Origin of the sequence: Streptomyces litchfieldiae (assembly GCF_031845365.1) — a bacterium.
GTDB classification, from domain to species: domain Bacteria; phylum Actinomycetota; class Actinomycetes; order Streptomycetales; family Streptomycetaceae; genus Streptomyces; species Streptomyces litchfieldiae.
In genome coordinates this window covers 18,170-43,809 of record NZ_JAVREL010000005.1, presented here as the reverse complement: position 1 = coordinate 43,809, position 25,640 = coordinate 18,170, and the positions used below count along the sequence as shown (strand labels likewise).

Annotated in this window: 30 protein-coding genes, 1 tRNA gene and 2 pseudogenes; 24 read left to right on the top strand and 9 right to left on the bottom strand. The window is 70.2% G+C overall.

Translation table 11 applies throughout. The features are described 5' to 3' along the window. Nucleotides 1-66 precede the first annotated feature (66 nt). The 10 genes and pseudogenes from egtA to RM590_RS10765 form a co-directional block, all read left to right on the top strand. The gene (gene egtA / locus RM590_RS10810) at nucleotides 67-1,311 is read left to right on the top strand and encodes an ergothioneine biosynthesis glutamate--cysteine ligase EgtA (RefSeq protein WP_311704245.1); all 1,245 of its coding nucleotides are present in this window, start codon (nucleotides 67-69) and stop codon (nucleotides 1,309-1,311) included. Beyond that, the gene (gene egtB, locus RM590_RS10805) at nucleotides 1,308-2,624 is read left to right on the top strand and encodes an ergothioneine biosynthesis protein EgtB (protein ID WP_311704244.1); all 1,317 of its coding nucleotides are present in this window, start codon (nucleotides 1,308-1,310) and stop codon (nucleotides 2,622-2,624) included. The genes egtA and egtB overlap by 4 nt, the downstream gene beginning before the upstream one ends. Continuing rightward, nucleotides 2,624-3,346 carry an ergothioneine biosynthesis protein EgtC gene (egtC, locus tag RM590_RS10800; RefSeq protein ID WP_311704243.1) on the top strand — a complete coding sequence of 241 codons (723 nt, stop codon included), beginning with the start codon at nucleotides 2,624-2,626 and terminating at the stop codon, nucleotides 3,344-3,346. Before egtB ends, egtC begins: the two co-directional genes overlap by 1 nt. Before the next feature lie 23 nt (nucleotides 3,347-3,369). Beyond that, complete coding sequence (gene egtD, locus RM590_RS10795) at nucleotides 3,370-4,338, top strand: L-histidine N(alpha)-methyltransferase (protein ID WP_311704242.1); 969 nt, start codon at nucleotides 3,370-3,372, stop codon at nucleotides 4,336-4,338. Nucleotides 4,339-4,460: 122 nt separating this feature from the next. Then, the gene (locus RM590_RS10790) at nucleotides 4,461-4,769 is read left to right on the top strand and encodes a hypothetical protein (protein WP_311704241.1); all 309 of its coding nucleotides are present in this window, start codon (nucleotides 4,461-4,463) and stop codon (nucleotides 4,767-4,769) included. 26 nt (nucleotides 4,770-4,795) lie between these two features. Continuing rightward, entirely contained in the window at nucleotides 4,796-6,013 is a 1,218-nt protein-coding gene (locus tag RM590_RS10785; RefSeq protein ID WP_311704240.1) for a coiled-coil domain-containing protein, read from the top strand. A gap of 40 nt (nucleotides 6,014-6,053) precedes the next feature. Beyond that, the gene (locus RM590_RS10780; protein ID WP_311704239.1) at nucleotides 6,054-6,818 is read left to right on the top strand and encodes a hypothetical protein; all 765 of its coding nucleotides are present in this window, start codon (nucleotides 6,054-6,056) and stop codon (nucleotides 6,816-6,818) included. Nucleotides 6,819-6,827: 9 nt separating this feature from the next. Beyond that, entirely contained in the window at nucleotides 6,828-7,484 is a 657-nt protein-coding gene (locus RM590_RS10775; protein WP_311704238.1) for a hypothetical protein, read from the top strand. Nucleotides 7,485-7,511: 27 nt separating this feature from the next. Continuing rightward, nucleotides 7,512-7,584 (top strand) — tRNA-Arg (locus RM590_RS10770). 129 nt (nucleotides 7,585-7,713) lie between these two features. Next, nucleotides 7,714-7,932: pseudogene (locus tag RM590_RS10765) on the top strand (hypothetical protein); the annotation flags it as partial. Between the two features lie 22 nt (nucleotides 7,933-7,954). On the opposite strand, the gene RM590_RS10760 reads toward RM590_RS10765, so the two are convergent. Then, on the bottom strand, nucleotides 7,955-8,374 hold the full coding sequence (locus tag RM590_RS10760; RefSeq protein ID WP_311704237.1) for an ATP-binding protein: 420 nt from the start codon (nucleotides 8,372-8,374) through the stop codon (nucleotides 7,955-7,957). A gap of 250 nt (nucleotides 8,375-8,624) precedes the next feature. Here RM590_RS10760 and RM590_RS10755 point away from each other — a divergent pair, with 250 nt between their 5' ends. The 11 genes and pseudogenes from RM590_RS10755 to RM590_RS10705 all read left to right on the top strand — a co-directional run bounded on the left by RM590_RS10755 (nucleotide 8,625) and on the right by RM590_RS10705 (nucleotide 15,837). Continuing rightward, entirely contained in the window at nucleotides 8,625-9,473 is an 849-nt protein-coding gene (locus tag RM590_RS10755) for a helix-turn-helix domain-containing protein (RefSeq protein ID WP_311704236.1), read from the top strand. Nucleotides 9,474-9,483: 10 nt separating this feature from the next. Then, entirely contained in the window at nucleotides 9,484-9,675 is a 192-nt protein-coding gene (locus tag RM590_RS10750) for a hypothetical protein (RefSeq protein WP_311704235.1), read from the top strand. A 354-nt stretch (nucleotides 9,676-10,029) separates the two neighbouring features. Beyond that, a complete protein-coding gene (locus RM590_RS10745) occupies nucleotides 10,030-10,296 on the top strand; it encodes a hypothetical protein (RefSeq protein ID WP_311704568.1) in 267 nt (88 codons plus the stop codon). Continuing rightward, entirely contained in the window at nucleotides 10,265-10,798 is a 534-nt protein-coding gene (locus tag RM590_RS10740; protein WP_311704234.1) for a DUF6879 family protein, read from the top strand. The genes RM590_RS10745 and RM590_RS10740 overlap by 32 nt, the downstream gene beginning before the upstream one ends. Before the next feature lie 18 nt (nucleotides 10,799-10,816). Next, entirely contained in the window at nucleotides 10,817-11,665 is an 849-nt protein-coding gene (locus tag RM590_RS10735) for a helix-turn-helix domain-containing protein (protein ID WP_311704233.1), read from the top strand. Nucleotides 11,666-11,880: 215 nt separating this feature from the next. Beyond that, nucleotides 11,881-12,164, top strand: a pseudogene (tgmA, locus tag RM590_RS10730) (putative ATP-grasp-modified RiPP). Nucleotides 12,165-12,168: 4 nt separating this feature from the next. After that, a complete protein-coding gene (gene tgmB / locus RM590_RS10725) occupies nucleotides 12,169-13,128 on the top strand; it encodes an ATP-grasp ribosomal peptide maturase (RefSeq protein ID WP_311704232.1) in 960 nt (319 codons plus the stop codon). Then, nucleotides 13,125-14,288: an ATP-grasp peptide maturase system methyltransferase gene (tgmC, locus tag RM590_RS10720; protein WP_311704231.1), complete on the top strand. Its 1,164-nt coding sequence runs from the start codon at nucleotides 13,125-13,127 to the stop codon at nucleotides 14,286-14,288. The genes tgmB and tgmC overlap by 4 nt, the downstream gene beginning before the upstream one ends. Before the next feature lie 140 nt (nucleotides 14,289-14,428). Then, nucleotides 14,429-14,848: a hypothetical protein gene (locus RM590_RS10715; RefSeq protein ID WP_311704230.1), complete on the top strand. Its 420-nt coding sequence runs from the start codon at nucleotides 14,429-14,431 to the stop codon at nucleotides 14,846-14,848. A gap of 4 nt (nucleotides 14,849-14,852) precedes the next feature. After that, nucleotides 14,853-15,122, top strand: a complete 270-nt coding sequence (locus RM590_RS10710; RefSeq protein WP_311704229.1) for a hypothetical protein — start codon at nucleotides 14,853-14,855, stop codon at nucleotides 15,120-15,122. 55 nt (nucleotides 15,123-15,177) lie between these two features. Further along, nucleotides 15,178-15,837 carry a DDE-type integrase/transposase/recombinase gene (locus tag RM590_RS10705; RefSeq protein ID WP_311704228.1) on the top strand — a complete coding sequence of 220 codons (660 nt, stop codon included), beginning with the start codon at nucleotides 15,178-15,180 and terminating at the stop codon, nucleotides 15,835-15,837. Between the two features lie 189 nt (nucleotides 15,838-16,026). On the opposite strand, the gene RM590_RS10700 is transcribed toward RM590_RS10705, so the two are convergent. The 7 genes from RM590_RS10700 to RM590_RS10670 form a co-directional block, all read right to left on the bottom strand. After that, on the bottom strand, nucleotides 16,027-17,007 hold the full coding sequence (locus tag RM590_RS10700) for a hypothetical protein (protein ID WP_311704227.1): 981 nt from the start codon (nucleotides 17,005-17,007) through the stop codon (nucleotides 16,027-16,029). Then, the gene (locus RM590_RS10695; protein WP_311704226.1) at nucleotides 16,985-18,097 is read right to left on the bottom strand and encodes an AAA family ATPase; all 1,113 of its coding nucleotides are present in this window, start codon (nucleotides 18,095-18,097) and stop codon (nucleotides 16,985-16,987) included. Before RM590_RS10695 ends, RM590_RS10700 begins: the two co-directional genes overlap by 23 nt. Then, nucleotides 18,094-19,275, bottom strand: a complete 1,182-nt coding sequence (locus RM590_RS10690; RefSeq protein ID WP_311704225.1) for a DUF262 domain-containing protein — start codon at nucleotides 19,273-19,275, stop codon at nucleotides 18,094-18,096. Before RM590_RS10690 ends, RM590_RS10695 begins: the two co-directional genes overlap by 4 nt. Nucleotides 19,276-19,666: 391 nt before the next feature. After that, the gene (locus RM590_RS10685; protein WP_311704224.1) at nucleotides 19,667-19,819 is read right to left on the bottom strand and encodes a hypothetical protein; all 153 of its coding nucleotides are present in this window, start codon (nucleotides 19,817-19,819) and stop codon (nucleotides 19,667-19,669) included. After that, nucleotides 19,816-20,094, bottom strand: coding sequence for a CopG family transcriptional regulator (locus tag RM590_RS10680; RefSeq protein WP_311704223.1), 279 nt, complete (start codon nucleotides 20,092-20,094; stop codon nucleotides 19,816-19,818). The genes RM590_RS10685 and RM590_RS10680 overlap by 4 nt, the downstream gene beginning before the upstream one ends. A 55-nt stretch (nucleotides 20,095-20,149) precedes the next feature. After that, a complete protein-coding gene (locus RM590_RS10675; protein ID WP_311704567.1) occupies nucleotides 20,150-20,773 on the bottom strand; it encodes a peptidoglycan recognition protein family protein in 624 nt (207 codons plus the stop codon). Between the two features lie 116 nt (nucleotides 20,774-20,889). After that, the gene (locus tag RM590_RS10670; RefSeq protein WP_311704222.1) at nucleotides 20,890-21,762 is read right to left on the bottom strand and encodes a lysozyme; all 873 of its coding nucleotides are present in this window, start codon (nucleotides 21,760-21,762) and stop codon (nucleotides 20,890-20,892) included. Between the two features lie 312 nt (nucleotides 21,763-22,074). Between RM590_RS10670 and RM590_RS10665 the strand changes: the two genes are divergently transcribed. From RM590_RS10665 to RM590_RS10655, 3 genes are all read left to right on the top strand, one after another. After that, nucleotides 22,075-22,338, top strand: coding sequence for a GlsB/YeaQ/YmgE family stress response membrane protein (locus RM590_RS10665; protein ID WP_311704221.1), 264 nt, complete (start codon nucleotides 22,075-22,077; stop codon nucleotides 22,336-22,338). A gap of 76 nt (nucleotides 22,339-22,414) precedes the next feature. Next, a complete protein-coding gene (locus tag RM590_RS10660; RefSeq protein ID WP_311704220.1) occupies nucleotides 22,415-22,543 on the top strand; it encodes an LPFR motif small protein in 129 nt (42 codons plus the stop codon). 216 nt (nucleotides 22,544-22,759) lie between these two features. Further along, the gene (locus RM590_RS10655; protein ID WP_311704219.1) at nucleotides 22,760-24,325 is read left to right on the top strand and encodes an alkaline phosphatase D family protein; all 1,566 of its coding nucleotides are present in this window, start codon (nucleotides 22,760-22,762) and stop codon (nucleotides 24,323-24,325) included. Nucleotides 24,326-24,566: 241 nt separating this feature from the next. Here RM590_RS10655 and RM590_RS10650 read toward each other — a convergent pair whose 3' ends face one another. Beyond that, nucleotides 24,567-25,502 carry a lysylphosphatidylglycerol synthase transmembrane domain-containing protein gene (locus tag RM590_RS10650; RefSeq protein ID WP_311704218.1) on the bottom strand — a complete coding sequence of 312 codons (936 nt, stop codon included), beginning with the start codon at nucleotides 25,500-25,502 and terminating at the stop codon, nucleotides 24,567-24,569. Nucleotides 25,503-25,640 lie beyond the last annotated feature (138 nt).

Sequence of the window (25,640 nt, the reverse complement as noted above, 5' to 3'; positions counted from 1 at the left end):
CCGTGAATCCGATGCCACCCGGACATTCCGGGCCCATCGGACGCATCGGTGAAGGAGGGCGGCGGTATGGCGCCGGAACTCGGAGAACGGGAGGCCGAGGCCCACGTCGGCGCCGCCTGCTTCGCCACCGGACCGCCCGTGCGCACCGGCGTCGAACTGGAGTGGCTCGTCCGCGACGCCCGCGACCCCGGGCGGCTGCCCACGCCCGGGGCGCTGGACGCCGCCCTCGCCCCGCTCGCCGAGCCCGGCGCCCTGCCCGGCGGCGGGCGCATCACCCGCGAACCCGGCGGCCAGGTCGAGCTGAGCAGCAGCCCCGCCCCCTCGCTGGCCGCCTGCGTGGCCGCCGCCGGCGCCGACCTGGCCCGGCTCCGCGCGGCGCTGGCCGACGCGGGCCTGGCCGCCGTCGGCCTCGGCCTGGACCCGCACCACGCGCCGCCCCGGATGGTGGACCACCCGCGCTACCGGGCCATGGAGTCCTACTTCGACCGCTTCGGGCCCGCCGGCCGCGTCATGATGCGCGCCACCGCCTCGGTCCAGATCAGCGTCGACGCCGGCGACGAGACCGACGGCATCACCGGCTACCGCCGCCGCTGGCTCCTCGCCCACCGCCTCGGCCCCGTCCTCGTCGCCGCGTTCGCCAACTCCCCGCTGTGGCGCGGCAGACCCACCGGCTGGGTCTCCACCCGGCAGGCGCTGTGGGCCCGCATCGACCCCGGCCGCACCCGCCCGCCGGAGGCCGACGGCACCGCCGACCCTCGGACCGCCTGGGCCCGGTACGCGCTCGACGCGCCCCTGCTGTGCGTGCGCCGCACGCCGCCCGCCACCTGGTCCGCGCCCCCCGGCCGGACGTTCCGCGGCTGGCTGCGCGGCCCGTTCGGCGAACGCCCGCCCCGGCTCGCCGACCTCGACTACCACCTCGGCACCCTCTTCCCGCCCATCCGGCCCCGGGGCTGGCTGGAACTGCGCATGATCGACGCCCAGCCCGGCGACGACTGGGCCGTTCCCGTCGCCCTCGTCCGCACCCTGCTGGACGACCCGGCCGCCGCCGACGCCGCGTTCGCCGCCACCGAGCCCCTGACCGGCGGCCGGCCGCTGCCCCGCGCCGACCTCTGGCTGCGCGCCGCCCGCCTCGGCCCCGCCGACCCGGCCCTGGCCGCCGCCGCCCGCGCCTGTTTCGCCGCCGCCGAATCCGCCCTCGCCCGCGACCCCGCCTGCGCCGGGCTGCGGCGCGCCGTTGCCGACTTCGCCGGCCGCTACGCGGAACGCGGCCGGTGCCCCGCCGACGACCAGCTCGAAGGAGTCAGGCGATGAGTGAGAACACGCTCGCCCCGGAAGCCACCACCGTCCCCGTCCGGGAACGCGCCCGGGTGGCCCTGTCCACCGCCCGCCGCCGCACCCTCGCGCTCACCGACTGTCTGCCCGACGCCGAACTGACCGCCCAGCACTCCCCGTTGATGTCGCCCCTCGTCTGGGACATGGCCCACATCGGCAACCAGGAGGAGATCTGGCTGATCCGCCGCGCCGGCGGCCGGCCCGCGCTGCGCCCCCAACTCGACGCGCTCTACGACGCGTTCCGCCACCCGCGCGCCGACCGCACCGCGCTGCCGCTGCTCGCCCCCGACGAGGCCCGCCGCTACCTCGCCGACGTCCGCGACCAGGCCCTCGACGTCCTCGCCGCCATCCCGCACCCTGGCGACGGCTTCCTCTTCGGCATGGTCGCCCAGCACGAGCAGCAGCACGACGAGACGATGCTCGCCACCCACCAGTTGCGGCGCGGCCCCGCCGTGCTGGACGCCCCCACCCCGCCGCCCGCCCCCGGCGACCCGCTGCCCCCCGAAGTCCTCGTCCCCGGCGGCCCGTTCACCATGGGCACCGACACTGACCCCTGGGCGCTGGACAACGAACGGCCCGCGCACACCGTCGACGTCCCCGCGTTCTGGCTGGACACCACGCCGGTCACCAACGCCGCCTACCAGGACTTCATCGCCGACGGCGGCTACGAGGACCCGCGCTGGTGGCAGCCCGAGGGCTGGCTGCACCGCAAGCGCTGCGGCCACACCGCGCCCGCGTTCTGGCGGCGCGACGGCCGCACGTGGCTGCGCCGCCGGTTCGGCCGCACCGAGCCGCTGCCGCCCGCCGAACCCGTCGTGCACGTGAGCTGGTACGAGGCCGACGCCTACGCCCGCTGGGCCGACCGGCGGCTGCCCACCGAGGCCGAGTGGGAGAAGGCCGCCCGGCACGACCCGGCCAGCGGCCGGTCCCTGCGCCACCCCTGGGGCGACGCCCCGCCCGGCCCCGGCCACGCCAACCTTGGCCAGCACCACCTCCAGCCCGCCCCCGCCGGCTCCTACCCGGACGGCGCGGCGCCCTGCGGCGCGCGCCAACTGCTCGGCGACGTCTGGGAGTGGACCGCCACCGACTTCGCCGGCTACCCGGGCTTCACCGCCCACCCCTACCGCGAGTACAGCGAGGTGTTCTTCGGCGACCTCTACAAGGTGCTGCGCGGCGGCTCGTTCGCCACCGACGCCGTCGCCTGCCGCGCCACCTTCCGCAACTGGGACTTCCCCGTCCGGCGCCAGATCTTCGCCGGCTTCCGCACCTGCCGCGGCGCGGAGCCCGCCTGATGTGCCGCCACCTCGCCTACCTCGGCCCGCCCCGCCCGCTGGCCGAGCTGCTCACCGCGCCGCCGCACAGCCTCTACGAGCAGTCCTACACCCCGACGGTCAACGCCGACGGCTTCGGCATCGGCTGGTACCCGCCCGACGACGGCGCCGGCCCGGTCCGTTACCGCCGCGCCGTGCCGATCTGGGCCGACGCCAACCTGCCGGGCCTGGCCGCCGTCATCTCCAGCGGCGCCGTCCTCGCCGCCGTCCGCTCCGCCACCCCCGGCACCAGCCACGACGAGTCCGCCGCCGCGCCGTTCGCCCTGGGGCGCTGGCTGTTCAGCCACAACGGGGCCGTCGACCGCTGGGACCTGCTGCCCGCCGACACCGGCGAGCCGCTGACCGCCGCCGAACTCCTCGGCATGGAGGCCCACAGCGACTCCGCCCTCCTGTGGATCATGGCCGGCCGCCGACTGACCGCCGGCCGTTCCCCCGGCGAGGCGCTGGCCGACGTCGCCCGCCGCACCCTGGCCGCCCGGCCCGCCGCCCGCCTCAACTTCCTGCTCACCGACGGCAACTCCATCGCCGCCACCCGCCACGGCGACACCCTCTGGTACCGCCCGGCCGGCCGCGAGGTGACCGTCGCCTCCAGCCCCGACACCGACGAGCCCGGCTGGCAGGAGGTCCCCGACCACTCCCTGCTCCTGGCCACCCGCCACACCGCCGAGATAGCCCCCCTGTGACCCTCCACGGAAGGAAGCCCCCCATGCGTCTCACCATCGAACACCGCCTGCCCGCCGACCACTTCACCCGCGCCCTGCGCGAGGACGCCGCGACGGCGCTCACCGAACGCCCCCGGATCCTGCCGCCCAAGTGGTTCTACGACGAGCACGGCAGCGTGCTCTTCGACCGCATCACGCGGCTGCCCGAGTACTACCTGACCCGGGCCGAACTCATGATTCTGCGCGCCCACGCCGACGAGATAGCCGAGGCCACCGGCGCCCATACCCTCGTCGAACTCGGCTCCGGCTCCTCCCGGAAGACCCGCCTCCTCCTCGACGCCCTGACCGCCGCGGGCACCCTCAAGCTCTACGCGCCCGTGGACGTCAGCGACACCGCCCTCGACGACGCCGCCGAGACGCTCTGCCGCGACTACCCCGACCTGCGCGTCTCCGGCACCGTCACCGACTTCGAAACGGACCTCCCGCTGCCCGGCGCGAGCCCCCGCCTGATCGCGTTCCTCGGCTCCACGATCGGCAACCTCGACACCGAACAGCGCGCCGCCTTCCTCGCCCGCGTCCGCGCCGGCCTCACCGGCGAGGGCGACGCCCTGCTGCTCGGCGCCGACCTCGTCAAGGAACCGGCCACCATGATCCGCGCCTACGACGACGACCAGGGCGTGACGGCGGCGTTCAACAAGAACGTGCTGCGGATGCTCAACCGCGAACTCGACGCCGACTTCGACCCCGGCGCGTTCGACCACAAGGCGGTGTGGAACGCCGAGGAGGAGCGCATGGAGATGCGCCTGCGCGCCCGCGTGAGCCACACGGTCCACGTCCCCGCCCTCGACCTGGCCACGGACTTCACCCGAGGCGAGGACCTGCGCACGGAGATCTCGACGAAGTTCCGCCGAGACCCCCTGACCGAGGAACTGACCCGCGCCGGCCTGGCCACCACCCACTGGTGGACCGACCCCCAGAACCGCTTCGCACTCCTCCTGGCCACCCCGTCCTGACCCGGACCGTCCTCAACTCTGTACATCCTTGTGACATTTGGACCCTGCCTCCGGCCGGAGTGAACCCCCTAGCATGGGCGGATCGGTCACCGGACGGCAGCCCGGAGAACACAGGGGGACACATGGGTGGGGACAGCGATCTCTACATTGACGGCGAGGTGCTCGCCAACGTCCAGAGCAACCTGACACGGATCACCGACATCCTGGACGACCCGGCCCAGACCATCGAGTCCGTCGGGACCAGCCGGGCCGGCGTCCAGGCGCTGTCGGACCGCCTGGGCGAGTTCGGTGACGAATGGAGCTATGGCATCGGGCAGATCGGCGAGTTCGCGCGTGGCGCCGCCGAGACGCTGCGCATGATCGACCAGGAGTTCGCCGACATGGACCTGAGCCTGGCGGAGGCCCTTCAGGCAGCCGCCGAGGGCTCCTGAGGCCACCGCATCACCAGGGGGAGAACGTGTCCTATCCGAGAGAGCCGCACATCGACGACTTCCCGGCCCTCGGCTTCGTGCCGTGCCCCGGGGACCAGACCTCCATGGACTCCGTGGCCGATACCTTCGGTCGCACCACCGAGGTGCTCGCCGAGGTCAACGCCGTGCTGACGGGCGCCGAGGAGGGCGAGTGGCGCGGCCGGACCGCGCGCGAGTTCCGCCGCATGCTGCGGGAGGACTTCCAGCCGAAGGTCGAGGACGCGCTCCAGTCGTTCGAGCAGGCGCGTCGCGCCATCACCGACTGGGTCGTGACCATGGGCGACTACCAACGGCGCGCCGAGGTGATCGAGACCCACGCCGCGGAGGCGCAGCGGGCGCGGGACGCCGCGCTCGCGGGTCTGGAAGCGCTGCCCGACGAGCCGGGGCCGTTCGACCCCGAACCGGAGACCGACGAGGAGCGCCGCGAGCAGGAGCGGAACGAACAGGCCCGGGGCGAGCAGGAGTCGGCGCTGCGGATCGCGGACGCCGCGCTCCAGGAGTTCCGCGACCGGGCGCGCGCGCTCCAGGACGAGTTCAACGACTCCGGCCGGAGCACCGCGGGCCGCTTGGCGAACGCGATCGACCTGGCCCCCAACGAGCCCGGCCTCTGGGAGTCCCTGGGCGACGCCATCGGCGACTTCGCGCAGGGCATCGCCGACCTCGTCGACGACCTGGGCGCCGCGCTGATCGACGTGCTCGCGGAGTGGGCGCCGATCCTGTCCAAGATCGGCGCCGTCGCCGGTCTGCTCAGCACGATCACCGGTCTGCTGGCCCTGCTGCCGATCCCCGGCCTTCAGTTCCTGGGCGTGGTCTCGCTGGTCCTCGCGGGGGTGTCGACCCTCGCCAACTACGGTGCGGCGGTGGGGGAGACGGGCAGCTTCACGGCCGCGCTCGCCGACCCCGCGTTCCTGCTGTCGGCGGCCAGCCTGGCGTTCGGCGTCGGCTCGTTCGTCGGCCTGGCCAAGCTGAGTGCCATGGGCGCGACCCAGTCGTTCCGGGGAGTCCCGCACGTCTTCGGCTGGGCCATGCGCAACGGCAGCAGCGCCGCCGGGCTGCCAGGAGTGATGGCGCTCACCTACGCCACCAACGCGAACACCGCGGGCCTGCGCTTCATGGACGGCTTCGGCAACGCGGGCACGGTGATGGACCCGGGCAGTCTGTTCACCGGCTGGTCGCGGAACACCTCACCTGTACGAACCGGCTGACCTCCCCTTTCCGCGCACCTCGCACCCGTAAGGAATCACCATGACGGACGGAACGGGCCCGCCCGGGCCCACTCTGCCCACCCAGCGCGCCGGGGAGGAAGACGAGGCGGTGTTCGGCGGCGGGCCGCCGGCCTGGCTCTATCTGCCCACCGACTGGTTCAACTTCCTGGAGGACGGCGACGACCCGGCCGCCGCGGCCCGGCGCTACGCGGAGCTGATGGCGCGGCTGTTCCCCAACATGCCGCCGCAGGGCCACCAGGAGATCGTCGACGGCTTGATGCTGTGGCGCGAGCGTTTGTGGTCCAACGGCTTCCTGGCCCACGGCATCATCACCGTTCCGGACTCCGAGGAGTATCCGGCGGCGATGTGGCAGGTCCTGGTCACCACGATGAAGCTCCCGGCCACCCACCCGGAGCTGGACCCGACCGCGCTGCTGAGGCGGTTGATCCCGCAGTCCGAGCTGTCCTTCACCACCCATGTCGAGACCTATGAGACGGAGATGGGTCTGGGCATCGGCGTCATCGGGCGCCCCCCGATGACCCTGCCGGGCGGCGCCGAGGTCCCCGGCACGGCGGGCAAGGAAGTGCCCAAGGTAGGCATGGCCGCGGCCTTGTCCTTCGCGCCCGGCGCCGAGTACGGCATCCTGGCGGTCGGCGTCAGCGTCAACCCCGAGCAGGACCAACTGCTGGCCATGCTGATCGCGCTGATCGCCGGGAAGTCCAAGCTGGTGACCGAGGAGCCCGAGGACACCCCGGCGCCCACCGGCACCGGGACCGGCGCCGAGACCGCGATCGGGAAGGGGTGAGGTAGCCGGATGCGACGGCCGCTTCCGTACACTCAACGCCACGAGTACCCGCCGGAGTTCCGCAGGCAGCGCACGCTGGAGCACGTCCGGCAGGTGGGCCTTCAGGGACTGTCCCGGCACCCCCTCTCCTACGCGCGGTGGGAGCCCGCGACGAGCATCGGCGTGACGCTGGGCCTCTTCCTGGGCCTCGGCGTGCTCATCGGCTTCGCGGCGCGCGGCGAGGACGTGGCGTTTTGGCTGCCGGTCCTCAGTGCGGCCATCGCCTGGACGGCGCTGGTCGGTCTGCCCCTGGTCCTGCCGCACGGCATCGCCGGCGCCCGCCGGAGGCGCCTGCTGCGCCGGGCGGTCGAGGCCCTGCCGCCCCAGTCGAACGGCCCTGGCGCCCGCCCCGGCCAGGCGGGCGAGAGCCGGGGCCTGGTCACGTATCACGACGGCTGCCTGCGTGTGCTCACGCCGCAGGGCCAGGCCGTGGCCATCCCGTTCGCCTCGATCCACCTGGTCGAGGAGTTGCCCCCGAAGGGGATGTGGGGCTTCCCCGGTATCGACGTGCTGACCCACCAGGGCGCCTGGACGGAGATCCGCGTCACGGACAAAACGGAGCTGGTCGCCACCCTGGAACAGGCCCGGGTCCCCGTCCTGCGGGCCATCAAGAATTACGACGGCTGATCCGCCCGCTACACTGAGCCGAGCCCCGCCCCAGTAGCTCAGGGGATAGAGCACCGCTCTCCTAAAGCGGGTGTCGCAGGTTCGAATCCTGCCTGGGGCACACAGCGCTGTTCGGCCTCGGACTCCCTGTCCGGGGCCGTTTGCGTGAACGGACGGGGAGTCGATCTCCGAATGTCTCCCAACGGATCAGCATCACCCGGCACGGACTCCGGGCCGGGCTTCTGCGCGGAAGGTCCGCGCGGCCGCCGTCAACGACGAGGAGAACTTCGGCCTGGTCTTCGACGAAGCCTTCGAGAAGAAGATGGCCGAGCACATCGACACCGTCGCCGACCTCGGGCGGCGGTACTTCAGCCACGACGACAGCTTCAAGCAGTCGCTCAACCAGGGTGCGCGCCGGGCGGCTTGGCGGATGAGCCGCAGAGAGGAGAACATCGACGACGCGGCCTGAAGCAGCTCGGGCCGCCGCCCGGTCATCCGCCGCGGTGGAGGGGGACGCCGGCGATGACGGACGTGCCGGAGACCGGGCGGGGCCGGACGTTCCAGGCGGTGGCGAGGTGGTCGACGAGGAGCAGCCCTCGGCCGTTCTCGGAGTCTGCGTCCGGGCACGCGACGGCGGGCCTGCGGTTGCCGGTCCCCGGGTCGGAGACGGCAAGCCAGTAGTGGCCGTCCGCGGGCCACAAGACGAGTTCGACGAGCTCGTCGTCTTCGGGACAGGCACCGTGGCGGATGGCGTTGGTCACGAGTTCGGTGGCCAACAGCGCGAGGTGGTTGCCGAGATGGGGCCGCAGCCGGTGCGGGAGGGCTTCGGCGACGGCGCGCCGTGCCCGCGGAACCGAGGCGGGGTGGGCCGGGAGGCGCCACAGGGCAGGCACGAGGGGGATTTCAGGCATGGCCAACTCCGATGCGTTAATGAGGGGTTTGGTTCGCCGGTGGCTTGCCGCCCTGGTCGCGGGCACACCCGCCCCAGGGCAGACGGGCACGCTCGCGCGGTGCACTTCCGGCGCTGCGGTGCGTAGCTTGCGCAACACGTACAGTAGAGCATGGCGTGGTAAATTTGCCATCCTCTTTGGAGGATTAACCGCGCACTGATGAGCCGGGCCCATCAGGCGCCTGAGTGGCCAGCGACACGGAGGGGGCGACATGCCGTCGAGAGTTTTCCTGACTGAGCGTCAGAAACGTCTCGGAAGTGAGTTGCGGAGGATGCGTACCGCAGCGGGAATGTCCGCCGAGTACGCGGCGGGTCTCCTCGGAGTCGACCGCGGCAAGATTTCCAACATGGAGTCCGGAGTCCGCGGGATCAGCGAAGAGAGGCTTCGGACGCTGGCTGTCAACTGCGATGTCACCGACATCAAGTACGTAGAAGCGCTGGTTGAGATGGCCCTGCCTCGTGCGGGCTGGTGGGAACGCTATCGGGGAAGCCTCCCCCAAGGGCTGCTGGACATCTGCGAAACGGAGGCCCGCGCAGCACGCCTGCGGGGTGCGAACACCGTGCATGTACCGGGCCTGCTCCAGACATCGGAGCACGCCATGGCCATCTTCCGCGCTGCGGTCCCGGCCTTGCCCGAACACGAAGTCGCGCTCCGGCTGGCGCTCAGATCGGAACGCCAGCAAGTGATCGGCGGCGACGATCCGGTCGGCTACGTCGCTGTGATCCACGAGGCGGCTCTGCGAATGCAGTTCGGCGGACGGGACGTTGCCCGCGCCCAGTTGGAGCACCTGCTGGAGGTCTCCCACGGGGACAACATCACCGTGCTCGTCCTCCCTTTCGCCCACGGCGCCTTCCCCGGAGCCGGACAGACGGTCGTATACACCGAGGGGCCCGTCCCGCAACTCGACACAGTGCAGGTGGACAGCTCCCACGGACCCGCCTTCCTGCACGCGGAAGGGCAACTCACGAAATACCGGGCGCAGCTCGACCTGTTGGAAGACTTGGCACTGTCCCCGGAGCGGTCCCGCGACTTCATCCGCGAGATCGCTCGCCACATGTGAGGAGAAGCCGATGACCGGCATCACCTGGGAAGACCCCTTCTGCGCGGAAGGCAGTTCCTGCTTCCGCCTCGGAACCGACGCCGAGGGCAACGGCTACATAGCCGTCAGCGGCCAGGAGGACCATTACCTCACCGACTCCATCGAGGCTCTGCGTACCCTGATCACCGACATCAAGGCGGGCAAGGCCGACCACCTGCTGTAGCCGATGACCGGAGCCCGCCGCTGGGTGAAGCGGTGTGCCGTGACTGGAACTTCACCCGCAGCCCAGGGTGGCTCAGCCATCATGGTCGGTGCGGCCGCAGGCTTGCGTCGGCCAGCCAGCCAGCCAGCCAGCCAGCCAGCCGGCCGGGCGGGCGGGCGTGCAGTGGCGGATGGCGCGACGACGGTTGCGCAACGCGTGGCGCGGGCACGGAAGCTCACCGCCCACCGGCGGACTGCCGATCCGCGTCAACAAGCCAATGTGGATGCGGGAGATCGCTTGCGCCTTGACACAGCGCAACCGCCCGGCCAACGTCGACCGCAAGGATGCGCAACTGACGTGGCGTGGGAGGGGACAGTGGATCTACAGTTCATTGGGATCGACCCCAACACCGGGGGCGAGGGATCGCCGACGGTGTGGGTGGAGGAGGAGACCGCCGACCTCGTCCTTCAGGGGATCAAGGCCGAGGAGGCATTGGAAGCGCTGATCGGCGGGACGGAGTGGGTCGCCGGGCACGAGACGGGGATCCCCGGCCACGAGACGGTGATCCGCGTTCCGGCTCGCATGGTCCCGATCCTGAGGAAAGCGTGTGATGTCGCAGAGCAACGTGCCAAGCTTCGCTGATCTTTTGGCCAATGCCCGCCGCAGCGCGGTGCATTTGGAGATGCGTGACGTCTACGCCGTCGGCGACGAGACGGAAGAGTTCGAGCGGTTCAAGCTCACTGGAACAATTGACCTCGACCCAACGGCGCGCTGGTGGCCTCAGTGGCTGGGCATGGTGCGGAAAGCAGTCGGCCGGGGTGTGGTGATGCGCCGTGCCAGGATCGTGTCCGAGCCCGTGACCGACTACATCCGGTGGGAGCACGCCGCCACTCCACTGAACCTCGACGCTGGTGAGCTGGTCCGCTGGTTGCCGAGGCGTCAGTCCGTGGACATCGCGCTGCCTGGAGCCGATTTCTGGTTGTTCGACGACCATATCGTGCAGTTCAACGTCTTTACGGGTGACGGCGACTGGGCCGATCCACCGAAGGAGTTCAGCGAGGACCCCGTCGTGGTTCAGCTGTGTGCGTCTGCGTTCGAAGCGGTGTGGCAGCGCGCCATTGACCACGAGAAGTTCGCCGTCTGACCCGGCGCACGCACGTCCATGCCCGTTTCCCCCTCGTCCAGCGCCCAGGCGGCCCGTGAAGCGCTCGCCGTGCGCCTGACTCATCTCCGCAAGGACGCCGGCCTCACCGGGAAAGAGCTGTCTGCCCGGTGCGGCTGGCATCCGGCGAAGACCACGCGCATTCAGAAGGGCGAAGCCGCGCCATCGGATACCGACATCCGGGCCTGGTGCTGCGCCTGCGGGGCGGAGGATCAGGCTGAGGACCTGATCGCCACCGCACGTGCGGTTGACTCCATGTACGTGGAGTGGCGCAGGATCCACCGGAACGGCATGCGCAAGGAACAGGAAGACCTCTACGCGCTGTACGAACAGACCGCGGTGACCCGCGCATACGTCTCCAACGTCGTTCCTGGCTTCTTCCAGACCCCCGCCTACGCCACAGCCCTCATGAGCCGCTTCACCGACTTCCACGGCACTCCGAACGACATCTCCCAGGCTGTCGCCGCCCGTGTAGCCCGCTCACGTTTCCTTTACGAAGGGACCCACCGCTTCGTTGTCCTCATGGAGGAGTGCGTTCTGCGCTACCGCATCGGCGATGCCGAGACGATGACCGGGCAGCTCCAACACCTGCTCGCGGCCCTGCCGTTGCCTTCGGTCTCCCTCGGAATCATCCCGTTCACCGCCGAGCGCGTTCTCTGGCCTTTGGAAGCCTTCTACCTTCACGACGGCGCACGTAATGTCGTCGAAACGCTGACGGCTGAGATCAACATCGTCCAGCCTCGTGAACTCGCCGACTATCGCCGGGCCTTCGCCACGCTGACGAGGATGGCCGTTTACGGCGACCGAGCCCGCGCGTTGATCGACAACGCGGTCAACGCCCTGAGGTAGCCGCGCAACTTCGCGCAACTTCCTGGAGGCGGCTCCTCGGTGATCCGTAACGTCGTGGAAGTCGACCCCGCCGGGCGCATGGCATCCGTAGGAGGTTCTCTCCAGTCCATCGACTCGTGCGGCCCAACGCGGGGGGACGGAGCCCGATCTGTGGCGACGGACGGGCCTCACCCGCGCCCAACCGGGCCGGAACACCGAGAGCAAGGGGGCGCGGCATGGCCGCGACCGCTGAGATCGAGAGCGCCACGTCCGTGGTGCGCCTGACTGCCGTTCGTCCGTGGGGTGCTGGCCGACTCGCGCCGTACCCGACCCCATGCGCCGTCCGCACGCGACGGTCACCGTCGACCCCGACACGCAGCTCGGCGTCTTCCGCGACCGTTCCGGCCTGGTGGTCGAGATGGGCAAGCACGGGACCAGCAAGGGCACCGAGACCTCGACGACCACGAACTCGGACTCCAAGAACGACCAGGGCCACGACCAGGACTCCGAACAGGACTGACGAGGTGACCGAAGAGAGGCTGGTGCTGGTGGCCACCGAGGCGGACGACCTTACTGCCGACATGGTGATCACCGAGCTCAACCGGCGGAGAGTGCCGGTAGTCAGGTTCAACCCCGCCGACATCGGCGCCGACCTGACGATCTCGGCTCGGTTCGGCACCTGCCCGGCCTCCGTGGCCGGGCAGGTGCGTACCCCATCGAGAACCGCTGACCTGCCGCGTGTCCGGGCGGTGTACTGGCGCCGCCCGGAGTGGCCCGCCTTCCCTCACTTGGGCGGCGACGATGCGCGGTTCGCTGCCGCACAGGTCCGCTACGGACTCGGCGGAAGCCTCTACGCCCTCGACGGCCCACTGTGGGTCAATCACCCCCTCCGCATCGCCGCAGCCGACTACAAGCCCGCTCAGCTCGCCCTCGCCCAGCGCCTCGGACTCACCGTGCCGCCGACTCTTGTGACCAACGACCCGGACGAGGCAAGGGAGTTCATCAGCATCCAGGGCGAGGTGATCCACAAGACACTGCGGTGGACCCCGTACCAGCGGGATGGGGTACCGGTGACGGGATGGGCGGAGCCGGTCACCGCTGCCGAGATCGACGAGAGTGTCCGCGTCACGCCTCACCTGTTTCAGGCCCGCGTGGACAAGGTCGCCGACCTTCGGGTGCTGGTGGTCGGTCGGCGCACGTTCGCCGTGCGCATCGACTCCGATCTTCTGGACTGGCGCAAGGACTACAGCGCCCTCTCCTACACCGTGGAATACCTGCCCGACCAGGTGAACAAGGCGCTGCTCACCTATCTGGAGCGCCTCGGACTGGTGTCCGGGAGTTTCGATCTCGCCGTGGACCGGGCGGGGAACCACTGGTGGCTGGAGCTGAATCCGAATGGCCAATGGGGGTGGCTGGAGACGGAAACCGGCCTGAAGATGTCCGCTGCCTTCGCCGATCTACTCTCACAAGGATGTGGATCATGAACGACTCCGCACCCGAACGGCGTCGGCTCGCCGCTCTGCTCGCGCACAACGGCATCCTCACTTCGCCTTGGCTGCGAGCTGCCGTCGAGGCCGTGCCGCGTGAGCTGTTTCTTCACCCCGGGGTGTTCCTCGACGAGGGCGGCGTCTGGCGACCCGTCACCGCGGTCGGTACCGAACCGGCCACGTGGCTGAAGATCGCGTACAGCTACGACACTCTCACCACCCAGCTCGATGGACACCTCACCGCCGATCGGGCTAGCCATCCCCTACCTGGCGTGCCCACTTCGTCTTCCACCACCCCGGCCACCGTGGTCGGCATGATCGAGAGTCTGGACGTGGAGGCTGGACATCACGTGCTGGAGATCGGCACGGGCACCGGCTACTCCACGGCCCTGATGTGTCACTACCTCGGTGAGGACAACGTGACGACGGTCGAAGTGGACCCGGAGGTGGCCAACCGCGCGGACACCGCGCTGGAGATGGCCGGGTTCTCCACCTGGACCGTGACGGGCGATGGGCTCCTCGGACATCCGCGCCGTGCCCCGTACGACAGGGTGATCGCTACCTGTGCGGTCCGCCGCATCCCTCACACCTGGGTCCGGCAGACCAAGCCAGGCGGTGTCATCTTGACGACCCTCGGCTCCTGGCCCTACGGAACTGGCCTCGCAAAGGTCACCGTTGGCAACGACGGCACCGCCGAGGGCGGAATCATCGGCCGCTCCTCCTTCATGCAGGCGCGAGCCCAGGCCATTGTCCCCGTAACCGGCGACCTGTCCGCCCGTACCGCCTACATGGACAGCGCGCGGGGCTCAACGGTGTCACCCCTCGCGCTGGAGCAGTGGATGCCTGCCTTCCTTGCCCAGCTCGCCGCACCGGGCACGCAGTTCGTTCGCGCCACTCGGAGCGACGGCACCCCGCTGCTGTACCTGTTCGATCCAGAGCACGAATCCTTTGCCGAGTTCATCGCCGCCAAAGGCGACTGGACCGTCCGCCAAGGTGGCCCGGTGGCCATCTGGGACGCCATCGAGCGGGCTCTCGTCGCGTGGGAGGGCGCCGGCAGTCCGGACATCACCGCCGTACGACTCCGCGTTACCAACACGCATCACTCCTACTGGATCGGGGACGACCCGGCGCTGCGGTGGGAGCATCGCCTCGCCTGAGCGGCGGCGAAGCCTGCTCCGGGCGCCTGCCGCCCTCCCGGGTAGGCAGCCACCCCCTCCGTACCCTCTCTGTCATTGTCGTGTGAGACGTCCCGAAATGATCAGTTAGCCTGTGAGGGCACGAACGGAGTCCCACCCGCATGACCAGCACCACCGGCCCCGGCGCCGATCCCGCGCCGAAACCGAAGCGCCGTACCTTCTCGGCTGAGTACAAGCTGCGGATCGTTGCCGAGTACGACGCTGCCCCGGCCGGGGAGAAGGGCGCGATCCTGCGTCGCGAGCGCCTGTACTCTTCCCACGTCATCGAGTGGCGTCAGGCCCGCGATGCCGGCGCTTTGACCGCGTTGACCGACCACCGCGCCACGCCCGCCCGCCCGAAGAAATCCGCCGCCGAGTTCGACAACGAGAGGTTGCGGCGGGAGAACGAGCGGCTGCGCAAGGAGGTGGCCAGGAAGGACGCAGCGCTGGAGGTGCTGGGAAAACACACGCGCTGTTGGAGCGGTTCTCCGGCAGCGCGGACTGAACGATGTCCTGGGCGGCCATCTGCACGCCTGTGTTGAGGAGTTGAGGGCTCACCTCGGCATCGTGGACGCCTGCCGGATCACCGGCCGCTCGCGTGCCACCCACCACCGGCGCCTTCGCCCGAGGCCACCCAGGGAGAGGACGCCGCGCCCGGCCCCGGTCACCGCCCTGTCGGCCGCCGAGCGCCAGGCGGTGCTCGAGCTGATGAACACCGGCGAGTACGCCGAGCTGCCCCCGGCCCAGATCTACGCCCGGGAGCTGGACGAGGGCCGCTACCACTGTTCCGAGCGAACCATGTACCGCAATCCTTGAGGCTGCTGGGCAGACGGGCGAACGCCGCCGTCAGGCGGCCCATCCGGCCAGGACCGTGCCGGAGCTGGTGGCTGACGGGCCCTCGCAAGTGTTCACGTGGGACATCACCAGGCTCGCCGGGCCTCAGAAGGGGATCTGGTACCACGCGTATGTGATCATCGACATCTTCAGCCGGTACATCGTCGGATGGACGGTGGAGCGGGCCGAATCGGCCGAGCGGGCTGAGGAGTTGATCCGCGAGACCATCGAGCGCAACGGCATCGTCCCGGAGACGGTGCACGCGGACCGCGGCACGTCGATGACGTCCAGGAAGGTATCGCAGCTGCTGATCGACCTCGGCGTCACCCGCAGTCACTCCCGCCCCAGGGTGAGCAACGACAACCCCTACAGCGAGGCCCACTTCAAAACCACCAAGTACGCCCCGGATTATCCGGAAAGGTTTGACTCGCTGGCGCATGCGCGGGAGTGGACGGAGGGGTTCATCGGCTACTGCAACCACACCCACCGCCACTCCGGGATCGGCTACCACACCCCCGCCTCCGTACACTTCGGGACCGCAGAACTGGTCCGCGAGCAGCGCGCCGCCACCCTGGCCGCCGCCTACGCGCGACACCCCGAACGGTTCAACCGATGGCCAAAGCCGCCACGCATCCCCCGCCAGGCATGGATCAACGACCCGGCCAAGCGCAGCCAACTCGAACAACACAGTTCATAGCAGCACAAGCGTTTCATTTGACTTGACAGGTTGCGAGTCCCAGTTGATGGTTGACCGCCTGCCACCTTGACCCAACACCGAGCTGGGTAGCACAGCCGTTTGCTCCTCGCCGACAACGAAGAACGGGACTACCCCCGCCACGCCAGCCAGCCAGCCAGCGACAACTGTCTCCATGGGGTCCGCTGGAGGTCATTCGGTGGGAAGGTGGTCGGTGAAGATGCCAATCAGCAGGCGGCCTTCCAGACGCGGGTCCGGCAGGCTGAAGTGCACCCGGTTGCGGTGGCGGTCCTTCTTCGCGTGCCACTCGCACTCGTAGACCTCTCCCTCGTGGGTGACCTCGCGCTGCTTCATGAGCTTCCTGCTGGCGCGGGTCTTCGGGCTTTCGGGGGAGACGTCTATTCCGTGCCGTCCGAGCGCGGCCTGCACCTGATGCGGGATGCCCGCGTGCCCGTGCAGGGCGTCGGCGAAGTGGTCGTGGATCACGGACAGAGCGTGGACGACCCAGTCGCGGAGTTCTCGATAGGTGCCGTCAAACTTGCGGAAGGTAAGAGAGTCGGCGAAGGCCAAGCCGGGGAACGCCTCCCGCACACGGTGCAGGAAGTCCTGTTCGGTCACGTCCTCGCGGGTGAAGAGGGAGCGCCAGAATTCGCCGTGGGCCGAAAGGGCGGCCAGGAAATGCACTGCGGCGGTGGCCGGTGCGGGGGGCGGCCCGGTCGTTGCCGTGACCGGCTGCCAGCCACGCGGGCCGGGGCCCGGGAAGACGAGGCAACAGGTGTGGTGGCCGTCCCGGGCCTGGCGCCAGGCGTAGCCGATGGACCAGGCCATGTCCCGGACGATGCCTGCCACTTCCACCCGGTCGGGCAGGCCGGAAAGGTCGGGGCTCCATGCGGGGCAACGGTCCATCAGCCGCACCATCCGCAACCGCGCGTCCCGGCCGGGCCTGGGTACTCCGTTCTCGTAGAGCACCTCGAAGAGCGGCTGGCCGTCGGCGCACTCGGTCTCGGTCCACCATGGAGAGACCATGACCGTCCAGCGTCCGCCTAACTCCTCCAGCACGTCGCAGAAGTCGTCCAGCAGATCCGTCAGGCGTTCCTCGCCAAGACCGCGGAAGTCGAAAGACGACTCGTCGACGACGAAACGCGGCCGATCACCGCCTCCTGCGCCTGGCACGCGCCAGCCTCCCCAAGTCCCGTTCGATCTGGTCGAAGAAGCCCTCCGGCCACCCGGAGAGTTCACCGGTTGCGGACAGCTCGATCGGTATCGCACCGACCTGTTCGGCGCCGTAGTAGTGGACGAGTACGGACTCCGGATCCAGCACGCCGTCCTCCGCCACCGCCAGGCGTGCGCCGTTGAGCACATGGTCGCTGTGGGTCTCGACGACGACCTGTGCTCCCGCGCCGGCGACCCGCGCCAAGAAGCGGGCGAGCCGGGACTGCCCGCCGGGGTGAAGGTGGGCTTCGGGGTTCTCCACGATCAGCAGGTCCCCGGGGCGGGTGAGCAGCCCGGCCACGATCACCGGCAGGGCGTAGGAGAAGCCGAAGCCCATGTTGCCCGGGCGGATGGCCTCGCTGAGCAGCCCCGGTTCGCGAAAGCGGATGGTGCTGGCCGTGATGCCCGGCGGCCACTGCGCCTGGATCTCGACGGGCCGGATGATATCCGACGCCCACATCTCGACCTGGGTGCGCAGGACGGTGACGCCGTGCGTCGAGGCAGTGGCAGGGTGACGCAGTTCCGGCCGTACTTGTCGGCTCTCGTGCAGGGCGAGGAGCTGCGCCGTGTATTCGCCGCGCACGCCCACCCCAATGAGGTCGGGGTGTTCGGCCGAGACGCCGAGCTGGTCCCGGGGGCCGAGGCGCTCGGCACAGAGATAGGTGAAGGAACAGCCTCGGCCAGAGAGTTCCGGCAGCGGGTGTCCCTGCTGTTCGCCGACTTCCAGGTAGAGGGCCTGTTCGTCGGGGACGGTGAATCGGACGAAGCAGGGTGCGGACGCACGGTCGCTGCCCACTTCCACAGTGATGGACGAGTCGGGGGCGTCCGGATGCAGCACTTCGTGAGCCTCGCCGAGGGCGAGCCCGTAGGGCCCGTTGAGCTGCACCGAGCGGGTATCCGGTGAGTCGGCGAGTTGCCGGGTGAGCAGCAAAGTCTGGATGGTGGTGCTCTTGCCGGTGCCGTTCAGCCCCGTGAGGACAGTGAGCCTGCGCAGGGGGAAGTCCGCCTCCGCGAACCGCTTGAAGTGGCGGATGCCGAGCGAGGTGATCAACGTCCGGCCTCCGCCGCATGGGCCGTCTTCTCGAACCGGTAGAACACCTTGGTGATGCCGCCAGTGGAGGTGGTGATGGCGTCCAGGTAGATGTAGTCCTCCGTCATCAGCTTTCTTGCCGTGTCGACGATGGCCTGCTTGCGGCGCTGGAGATCGGCCTGCTCGTAGCGGGCCAGGGTGATTGCCCAAACCTCGAACAGTGCCCGGTTGATGGGCAGCCGCCAGTCCGCGCCCAGAGACCACTTACGGAAAGCGTGATCGCCGAAAACGAGACGGGCGTTGCGCATGGCTTTGGCGAAATCATCCTGGAGGGCCGCCACCTGCGCGTCGTCAACCTCCTCTGGGGAATCGAGCTTTGCCGTGGCCTTTTGGAGGAAGGGGTCCATGGCGGCGACTCTGCGGTACCCCTCGGGGCCGTCCAGCCAGAAGGCGGCAAAGCGGAGAGCCATTTCCCGGTCGTTCATGCGTCGGTGGCCACCCAAATTGTTGGTCGCCTCGTTGAAGGCGGCTGTCGAAGTCATCTCCTTCAGAATGCGGCGACTGCGGTCCCTGCTCATGCAGTGTCGGATCTCTTGGGCGTTGAGCGGTGTCCCGCCGGTGTTGATGCGCTTGAAGATGTCGTACATCACATCCGGCGGAGTCGTCGGGTCGATTACGTGGGCGATGATCTGGGTGTTGTGAAGCCGGCGTTTCCAGGGAGCCGGCAGGTCTTCGAAACGCTTCCCCTCCACGGCTTCACCGAGGTACTCCAGCCCTTTGAGATGGAAGCCTGACGTCGTTCCACCGCGTACGAAATCGTGGATGGTGGAAAGCCGTTGGAGGCCGTCCACCACGCGCATCCTGCCGTCAGCATCTTCCGCGAAGTAGAAGGCCGGTAGCGGAATCTGGAGCAGCACAGACTCGATCAGCCGAGATTTCTGTCCGTGGTTCCAGACCTGATTCCGCTGGAAATCCGGGGCGAGTTCGAGAGAAGCATCATCGTCGATCAGGTCCAGGATGTTGCGCAGGGAGAATTGCTTGGTATTGACCCTGATCTGCTCCGGGTTCCAGGGGCGCGCGATGTCCGGATTCTCGTCGTCGGCTTCCTTCTCGACCTCGATGCCCATTGGCTCGTTGTTGAAGTACTCTTCACGGACCTCAGGCGGCTCGGTGGGCTCCGGGGGCGTCAGGCTCGTCATGCAGGAGATCCTAGCCTCGGCCCTTCGTGACGGTCCGTCGGATTGGCGGGCGGACCGTTTCGTCTCTTTGAGCTGACGAATGGGTGGGGATGGGGTCCTGCTGGCGCGTCGGGTGGCGCCGGTCCACGGTTCCGGGATGGGTCAGGCTCGTCGGGACTGGCGAAGTGGCAGGGCAGCCGGGGTTCGGGAGGCGTGGTTGAGTGCGTGGCCACCGACACCATCGACGTGCTTCGCACCCTGATCGCCCACATCAAGGTGGGCAAGGCCGATCACCTGCTGTAGCCCCGCAACCGACGGCGACTCCGCCATCATGGTGAACGACAACCCAACGGGCGACGGGATAGCGGGGGCACAACGCGTGACGCCCGCGCGGAATCGGCGAACAGGGTCGCTACGAGCTGATTGAGGAGATCGAGTCCGGCGGCGTGGGCACGGTCAGCGGGCCGGGATGGCTTTCCAGCAGACGCACCGAGCGTGCGTGCCAGGCAGCACGGCGATCGAGCAGGGCGTGCAGGGGGCCGGCGTCGACGAGGAGTGCCGTCATGCGCGGTGCCGGCCCTCCTCCTCTGTGAGTACGTCGCGTTCTTCTGCCAGGCCGGCGAGGATCTCCTCCATACGCTCGGCGATGTCCGAACGCCCACTGTCACCGGCGCCGGCCGAGCGGAAGCGCCGCCGCGCCTGTCCCGGCTTTCCGACACCCGGGAGGTGGGCCGTGATGGCCTCCCGGGCCCACTCGGAGATGGTCATGCCGCGCCGGGCGGCCTCGTGACGCATCCGAGCGTCCAGGCTGTCGTCCAGCTTGATGGTCGTCCTCCGCATGTATGCCAGCATGCCCGCCGTCCCGCTCCGCCGGGTTGGCGGAGCGGGCGGCCGGTCAGCGGCCCAGGGCCTGGGAGACCTCGCTGCGGAGGTCCGGGAGCATGTCGTGCAGCACCCCGGGGCAGAGCGTGTTGCCGAAGTCCTTGTGGCCGTAGATCTCGGTCGGGCGGATGCCGTACTGCTGGCAGATGAAGGCGCAGAGCTGCACCAGGACGTCCCACTGGGCCTGGGGCGGGAGCGCGCCGTCGTGGTAGGCGCCCTCGTTGGCGATGCCGATGCCCTCGTAGTTCTGGCCGGAGGTGTGGGCGCCGAGTACGAAGCTGGTGCCGCCGAGGAGGGTTTCCAGGCTGCGGTGGCGGCCCTCGGTGAGCCAGCCGCCGCGGCTGTTCACGAACAGGTAGCCCGTGTCGATCCAGCCGTTGTCGTCCATGTGCAGGGCCTGCACCCAGCGCGCGTGGGAGTGGGCCTGGGCGCGGGAGAAGTTGGAGGTGTTCGTGCTCACCGTGTGGTGGATGATGATCTTGTTCGGCCGGTTGCGGAGGATGGTGATGTTGCCGCTCGGGGGGCGTGCGCCCCAGGCCGTAGTGCCGTCGATGTCGGGCTCGATGACGTCCGCCGCCCGCGCCGTGGCCGGCAGCGCGGTGGCGGCGGCGAGGCCCGCCGCGCCTGTGAGCAGCATGCGACGCCGGAGGGAATGGTCGCGGATCACGATGACTCCTTGAGGGCTGTGGGGGGAACACCGGTGGGCCGGCCGCCGCCGGCCCACCGGTGGGAGATGCGCGAACGCCTCGGTGGCTACGCGGTGTTGTTCGCCAGCGCGAGCAGACGGTCCCGCGATCCGTTGAACTTGTTGCGGTCGACGTTGCCCGAGATGCCGCTCACCGAGCCGGTGCTGGTGTACTGCCAGACCGTCCAGGTGGGGAAGCCGGCCGGGATGTTGGGGCTGGAGACACCCCAGTGCGCCACCCACAGCGGGCTCTTGCTGGCCATGCCGGTCCAGCTTCCGGTGCAGGAGTTCCACCAACTGGCCGTCGTGTAGATGACGACGTCGCGGCCGGTGCGCGCCTTGTAGGTGTTGTAGAAGTCGTTGATCCACGTCCGCATCTGCGTGGTGGACAGGCCGTAGCAGGAGGCCCCGTACGGGTTGTGCTCGATGTCCAGGACGCCGGGCAGGGTCAGGTTGTCGCGCGACCACGCGCCGCCGTTGGAGGCGAAGAAGTTGGCCTGGGTGGCGCCGCCTGAGACGTTGGGGCGGGCGAAGTGGTAGGCGCCGCGGATCACTCCGGCCGCGTGGGCCGCCGGGTAGTTCCGGTCGAAGCTCGGGTCCGTGTAGGTGGTGCCCTCGGTGGCCTTCATCCAGGCGAACTGAATGCCGGAGCTGCGCACCGAGGTCCAGTTGATGGTGCCCTGCCAGTGCGAGACATCGACGCCCTGGACGCCGGAGGTGTCGAACGGGGTCAGCGACCGCTCACCGGACGGGCCGGTGCCTTCGTGGATCTCCGTTCCCACACCCATGTACGCCTGGCCGGGCCGGATCGTGGGGGCGTCGTCCGCGGCGGCGGCCGGGCTCGTCGGCGCGAGCAGCAGCGCGAGCACCGCGCCGAGCGCGCCGGCCGCGGCGGCGGTGCGCCGGCGGAAGCGGGGGGTGAGGGCTCTGAGTGATGGCATGGGGGTTGCCTCCTGGCACGTCAGTGGGGGTTCAGTGTGGGGACTGAGAATGACGAAATATTGACGTGAGCGCGTCATTAGTGACGCATGTCCGGGGCCGGTGCGTAAAGCCGTTTCGGGACCCCTCTGTGGTCGAGACCAGTGGAGGGTGCGGGGACCGGCGGCTACGCGCGTCACACGGCGAAACTTTCACGTCGCGAAAGCGCCGGATCACCCACCGGAGCGTGCGGGGCGGCGTCCGCGCCGGGCAGGAGTGGGCGGCGTCCGGCTGGGCACCCGGAGGGGCGCAATCTGAGCCCAAAGGGGACGAAAATGGAAATCTCCGGCATTATCAGCGCGATAGTGATCGGCCTTGTGATCGGAGTGCTGGCCCGGCTGGTCCTGCCCGGGCGGCAGCGCATCGGCCTGCTGTGGACGATTGCCGTCGGCATCGTCGCGGCGCTCATCGGCACGGCCATCGCGGACGGGCTGGACGTCGCCGACACCGATGGCGTCGACTGGATCGAGTGGCTGATCCAGATCGGCCTGGCCGCGGTGGGGGTGGCGGCCGTGGACCGGGTCAAGGTGCGGCCCTGAGGGTTTCCCGCGCGCTTCGCCCGGCTACCCGGCACGTGCACGCGCACCATCGAGTGAACTGTACGGAGGTACCGCCATGTTGAGGGCAATCGCCGACGTGCTGCGCACGGTCGGCGGCGCGGTCGCGATGATCGTCTCGCTGCCGTTCCGTCTGCTGGCCCGGCTCTTCGGCGGCGTGTCCGACACCGTCCGCGGCCGGCACTGAACCGGCCGCTGGCGCCGAACGTTTCACCCGCGACGCGGGCCGGGCCGACGAGTGCCCGGCCCGCGTCGTCGCTCTCCCCCGTGGGGATGTCCCGGACGCGCCGTTGGCCTGGAGTTCTTCGAGTGTTCCGGTGCGGGGCGTCCGCCGCGCGGTGGGGGCGGACCATACTGCGGGCCGATCGGAGCGAACGGAACGCGGAGGTTCGTCATGAGGGCGATGCGGAACACGGGACGGCGGGCGGTGCTGGCGGGCGGTGTCGGCGCCGCGGCCGGGCTGGCGGTGCCGGGAGTGCTGGCGGGGGCCGCGCCGGCGCTCGCGCTGTCGGGGCGGCCCGCCGCGCGGTGGGGCGTGCAGGTCGGTGACGTGACCGGCTCCTCCGGGCTGGTGTGGGTGCGGTCCGACCGGCCGGCGCGGATGATCGTCGAGACCGCGGCCACCGAGTCGTTCCGCGACGCGCGGCGCTGGGAGGGCCCGCTGCTGGGCGCGGACAGCGACTTCACCGGCACCACCGCGCTGCGCGGCCTGCCGCCCGGCGAGCAGGTGCACTACCGCGTGCTGCTCGTAGACCCGGACGACTACCGGCGCACCGGCGAGCCGGTGGCGGGCACGTTCCGCACGGCCCCCGCGCGGCGCCGCGACGGGGTGCGGTTCGTGTGGTCGGGCGACCTCGCCGGGCAGGGCTGGGGCATCAACCCCGAGCTGGGCGGCTTCCGTTCGTTCGAGGAGATGCGCCGCCGCGACCCGGACTTCTTCCTCTTCAGCGGCGACACGGTCTACGCCGACGGGCCGATCGCCGAGAGCGTGGCCCTGCCCGACGGCAGCGTCTACCGCAACGTCACCACGCCGGAGAAGGCGAAGGTGGCCGAGACGCTGGCCGAGTACCGGGGCAACTTCCGCTACAACCTGCTCGACGAGAACCTGCGGCGGTTCAACGCCCAGGTCCCGTCGATCGTGCAGTGGGACGACCACGAGGTGACCAACAACTGGTACCCCGGCGAGATCCTGGACGACGCCCGCTACACCGAGAAGTCGGTGGACGTGCTGGCCGGCCGGGCCCGGCAGGCGTTCGCCGAGTACTTCCCGCTCTCCACGCTGCGCCCCGGCGCGCGCGAGGGCCGCGTGCACCGGGTGGTGCGCTACGGGCCGCTGCTGGATGTGTTCGTGCTGGACATGCGCACCCACCGCAACGCCAACTCTCCCGGCCGGCAGCAGGACGACCCGCAGGGCATCCTGGGCCGGGAGCAACTGGACTGGCTCAAGGGCCAGTTGCGCCGCTCGCGCGCGGTGTGGAAGGTGATCGCCGCCGACATGCCGCTGGGCCTGGTCGTGCCGGACGGCACCACGAACATCGAGGCCATCGCGAACGCCGACCCCGGCGCGCCGCTGGGCCGGGAGCTCCAGATCGCCGAGCTGCTGCGGTTCATCAAGCACCGCCGCATCACCGGCACCGTGTGGCTGACGGCCGACGTGCACTACACCTCCGCGCAGCACTATCAGCCGTCGCGCGCGGTGTTCAAGGACTTCGAGCCGTTCTGGGAGTTCGTCAGCGGGCCGCTGAACGCGGGCGCGTTCCCGGCGAACGCCCTGGACGGCACGTTCGGCCCGGAGCGCGTGTTCCTGAAGGCGCCGGAGCGGGCCAACGTCTCGCCGGCCGAGGGCTACCAGTTCTACGGCGAGGTCGAGATCGACGGCGACAGCGCCGAGCTGACCGTGCGGCTGCGCGAGGTGGGCGGCGGCGTGCTGTTCACCAAGTTGCTGCGGCCGGGCCTGGTCGGCCAGTAGGCGGTGGGCGCCGCCCGGGTCTCCCCCGAGGGCGAGGGCCGGGCGGCGTAGGGTCCGTCTTCAAAGGGGGCGTCCGTCCGCCCGCGGCGTCTGGTGCGTGCGATCGCAAGGCGCCGGATCGCCACTCGTACTTGGCCGTACTTGGGCGATTCGGCTGGGGGCACCTCCCAGCGTTAGCTGGGGGAGCAGCGAGTGTGCGTGCCAGGCGTCGCGGGCAGGGCGGCCTCTTTGAAGACGGGCCCTAGATCACCTTGCGGCGCACCAGCGCCCCCAGCACCAGCGCGCCCGGCAGCAGCGGGAGCCAGATGGTGATGAGGCGGTAGGCCAGCACGGTCGAGGTGGCGGCGCCGACCGAGGCGCCGATGGCGACCAGCGCCACCACCAGCGAGGCGTCCACCGAGCCGATGCCGCCCGGCGAGGGCACCGCGGCGGCCACCACCGACGCCGCCATATAGGCGAGCACGATGTGCGCGACGGGCACCGGCAGTTCGAGGGAGAGCGCCACCGCGACCAGGCCGGCCGCCTGGAGCAGCGGAAACGCCAGCGACCCGCCCCACAGCGCCAGCACCCGGCCGGGCCGGGCGTGCAGCGAACGGACATCGGTCAGCGCGGTGCGCAGGAACGTGCCCACCAGCCGGCGCAGCCGCCCGACGGCGAGGACCACGGCCACCAGCACGGCCAGCAGCGCCACCCCGGCCGTGGCGACCAGCGGCAGCCCGATCTGCTCGGGCAGCAGCGTCTGGAGCCGCAGCGCCTCGGGGAACGCCAGCAGCAGGAGCAGCAGCAGCGCCACCCGGGAAACGCCCTCGGCCAGGAAGTACAGCGCGAGCGCGGCGGAGTAACGGGCCGGGGGAACGCCGCAGCGGGCCATGAACCGGATGTTGACCGCGCCCGCGCCGATGCCGGAGGGCAGCAGGTGGTTGGCGGCCCCGGCCGCGAACTGCGTGACCACCAGCCGCTTCGCGGGCAGCCGTTCCAGGACCGTTCCCTGGCGCGCGAAGGACACCGCGACCCAGCCCAGCAGGGTGGTCACCACCGCCATGAGCAGCCAGAAGCGGTCCGCGGCGAGCACCTCGCGGCCGCCCGTTTCGATCAGCGACCAGTGCTGGGAGACCCAGACGGCGACGGCGACGAGCGGCAGGGCGCACAGGATCTGACGCAGTGGAAGCCGTCGCATGGCGCACAGGATGGCCGAGCGATGCGACGCAGCGGCGTCCCGCGGGGGACCGGCCGGTGGCGGGCAGGAAACGCGCGATCCCGGGGCCCGGGGCTCCTCCGGCGCGCGCCCGCCGGTTCCGCGCCGGATCATGGGCCC

Bases quoted from the DNA above. Each gene is read 5' to 3' on its own strand.
- egtA (WP_311704245.1), top strand. From the start codon at position 67: ATGGCGCCGGAACTCGGAGAACGGGAGGCCGAGGCCCACGTCGGCGCC.
- egtB (WP_311704244.1), top strand. From the start codon at position 1,308: ATGAGTGAGAACACGCTCGCCCCGGAAGCCACCACCGTCCCCGTCCGG.
- egtC (WP_311704243.1), top strand. From the start codon at position 2,624: ATGTGCCGCCACCTCGCCTACCTCGGCCCGCCCCGCCCGCTGGCCGAG.
- egtD (WP_311704242.1), top strand. From the start codon at position 3,370: ATGCGTCTCACCATCGAACACCGCCTGCCCGCCGACCACTTCACCCGC.
- RM590_RS10790 (WP_311704241.1), top strand. From the start codon at position 4,461: ATGGGTGGGGACAGCGATCTCTACATTGACGGCGAGGTGCTCGCCAAC.
- RM590_RS10780 (WP_311704239.1), top strand. From the start codon at position 6,054: ATGACGGACGGAACGGGCCCGCCCGGGCCCACTCTGCCCACCCAGCGC.
- RM590_RS10775 (WP_311704238.1), top strand. From the start codon at position 6,828: ATGCGACGGCCGCTTCCGTACACTCAACGCCACGAGTACCCGCCGGAG.
- RM590_RS10760 (WP_311704237.1), bottom strand. From the start codon at position 8,374: ATGCCTGAAATCCCCCTCGTGCCTGCCCTGTGGCGCCTCCCGGCCCAC.
- RM590_RS10755 (WP_311704236.1), top strand. From the start codon at position 8,625: ATGCCGTCGAGAGTTTTCCTGACTGAGCGTCAGAAACGTCTCGGAAGT.
- RM590_RS10750 (WP_311704235.1), top strand. From the start codon at position 9,484: ATGACCGGCATCACCTGGGAAGACCCCTTCTGCGCGGAAGGCAGTTCC.
- RM590_RS10740 (WP_311704234.1), top strand. From the start codon at position 10,265: ATGTCGCAGAGCAACGTGCCAAGCTTCGCTGATCTTTTGGCCAATGCC.
- RM590_RS10735 (WP_311704233.1), top strand. From the start codon at position 10,817: ATGCCCGTTTCCCCCTCGTCCAGCGCCCAGGCGGCCCGTGAAGCGCTC.
- tgmC (WP_311704231.1), top strand. From the start codon at position 13,125: ATGAACGACTCCGCACCCGAACGGCGTCGGCTCGCCGCTCTGCTCGCG.
- RM590_RS10715 (WP_311704230.1), top strand. From the start codon at position 14,429: ATGACCAGCACCACCGGCCCCGGCGCCGATCCCGCGCCGAAACCGAAG.
- RM590_RS10690 (WP_311704225.1), bottom strand. From the start codon at position 19,275: ATGACGAGCCTGACGCCCCCGGAGCCCACCGAGCCGCCTGAGGTCCGT.
- RM590_RS10685 (WP_311704224.1), bottom strand. From the start codon at position 19,819: ATGACGGCACTCCTCGTCGACGCCGGCCCCCTGCACGCCCTGCTCGAT.
- RM590_RS10680 (WP_311704223.1), bottom strand. From the start codon at position 20,094: ATGCGGAGGACGACCATCAAGCTGGACGACAGCCTGGACGCTCGGATG.
- RM590_RS10675 (WP_311704567.1), bottom strand. From the start codon at position 20,773: ATGCTGCTCACAGGCGCGGCGGGCCTCGCCGCCGCCACCGCGCTGCCG.
- RM590_RS10670 (WP_311704222.1), bottom strand. From the start codon at position 21,762: ATGCCATCACTCAGAGCCCTCACCCCCCGCTTCCGCCGGCGCACCGCC.
- RM590_RS10665 (WP_311704221.1), top strand. From the start codon at position 22,075: ATGGAAATCTCCGGCATTATCAGCGCGATAGTGATCGGCCTTGTGATC.
- RM590_RS10660 (WP_311704220.1), top strand. From the start codon at position 22,415: ATGTTGAGGGCAATCGCCGACGTGCTGCGCACGGTCGGCGGCGCGGTC.
- RM590_RS10655 (WP_311704219.1), top strand. From the start codon at position 22,760: ATGCGGAACACGGGACGGCGGGCGGTGCTGGCGGGCGGTGTCGGCGCC.
- RM590_RS10650 (WP_311704218.1), bottom strand. From the start codon at position 25,502: ATGCGACGGCTTCCACTGCGTCAGATCCTGTGCGCCCTGCCGCTCGTC.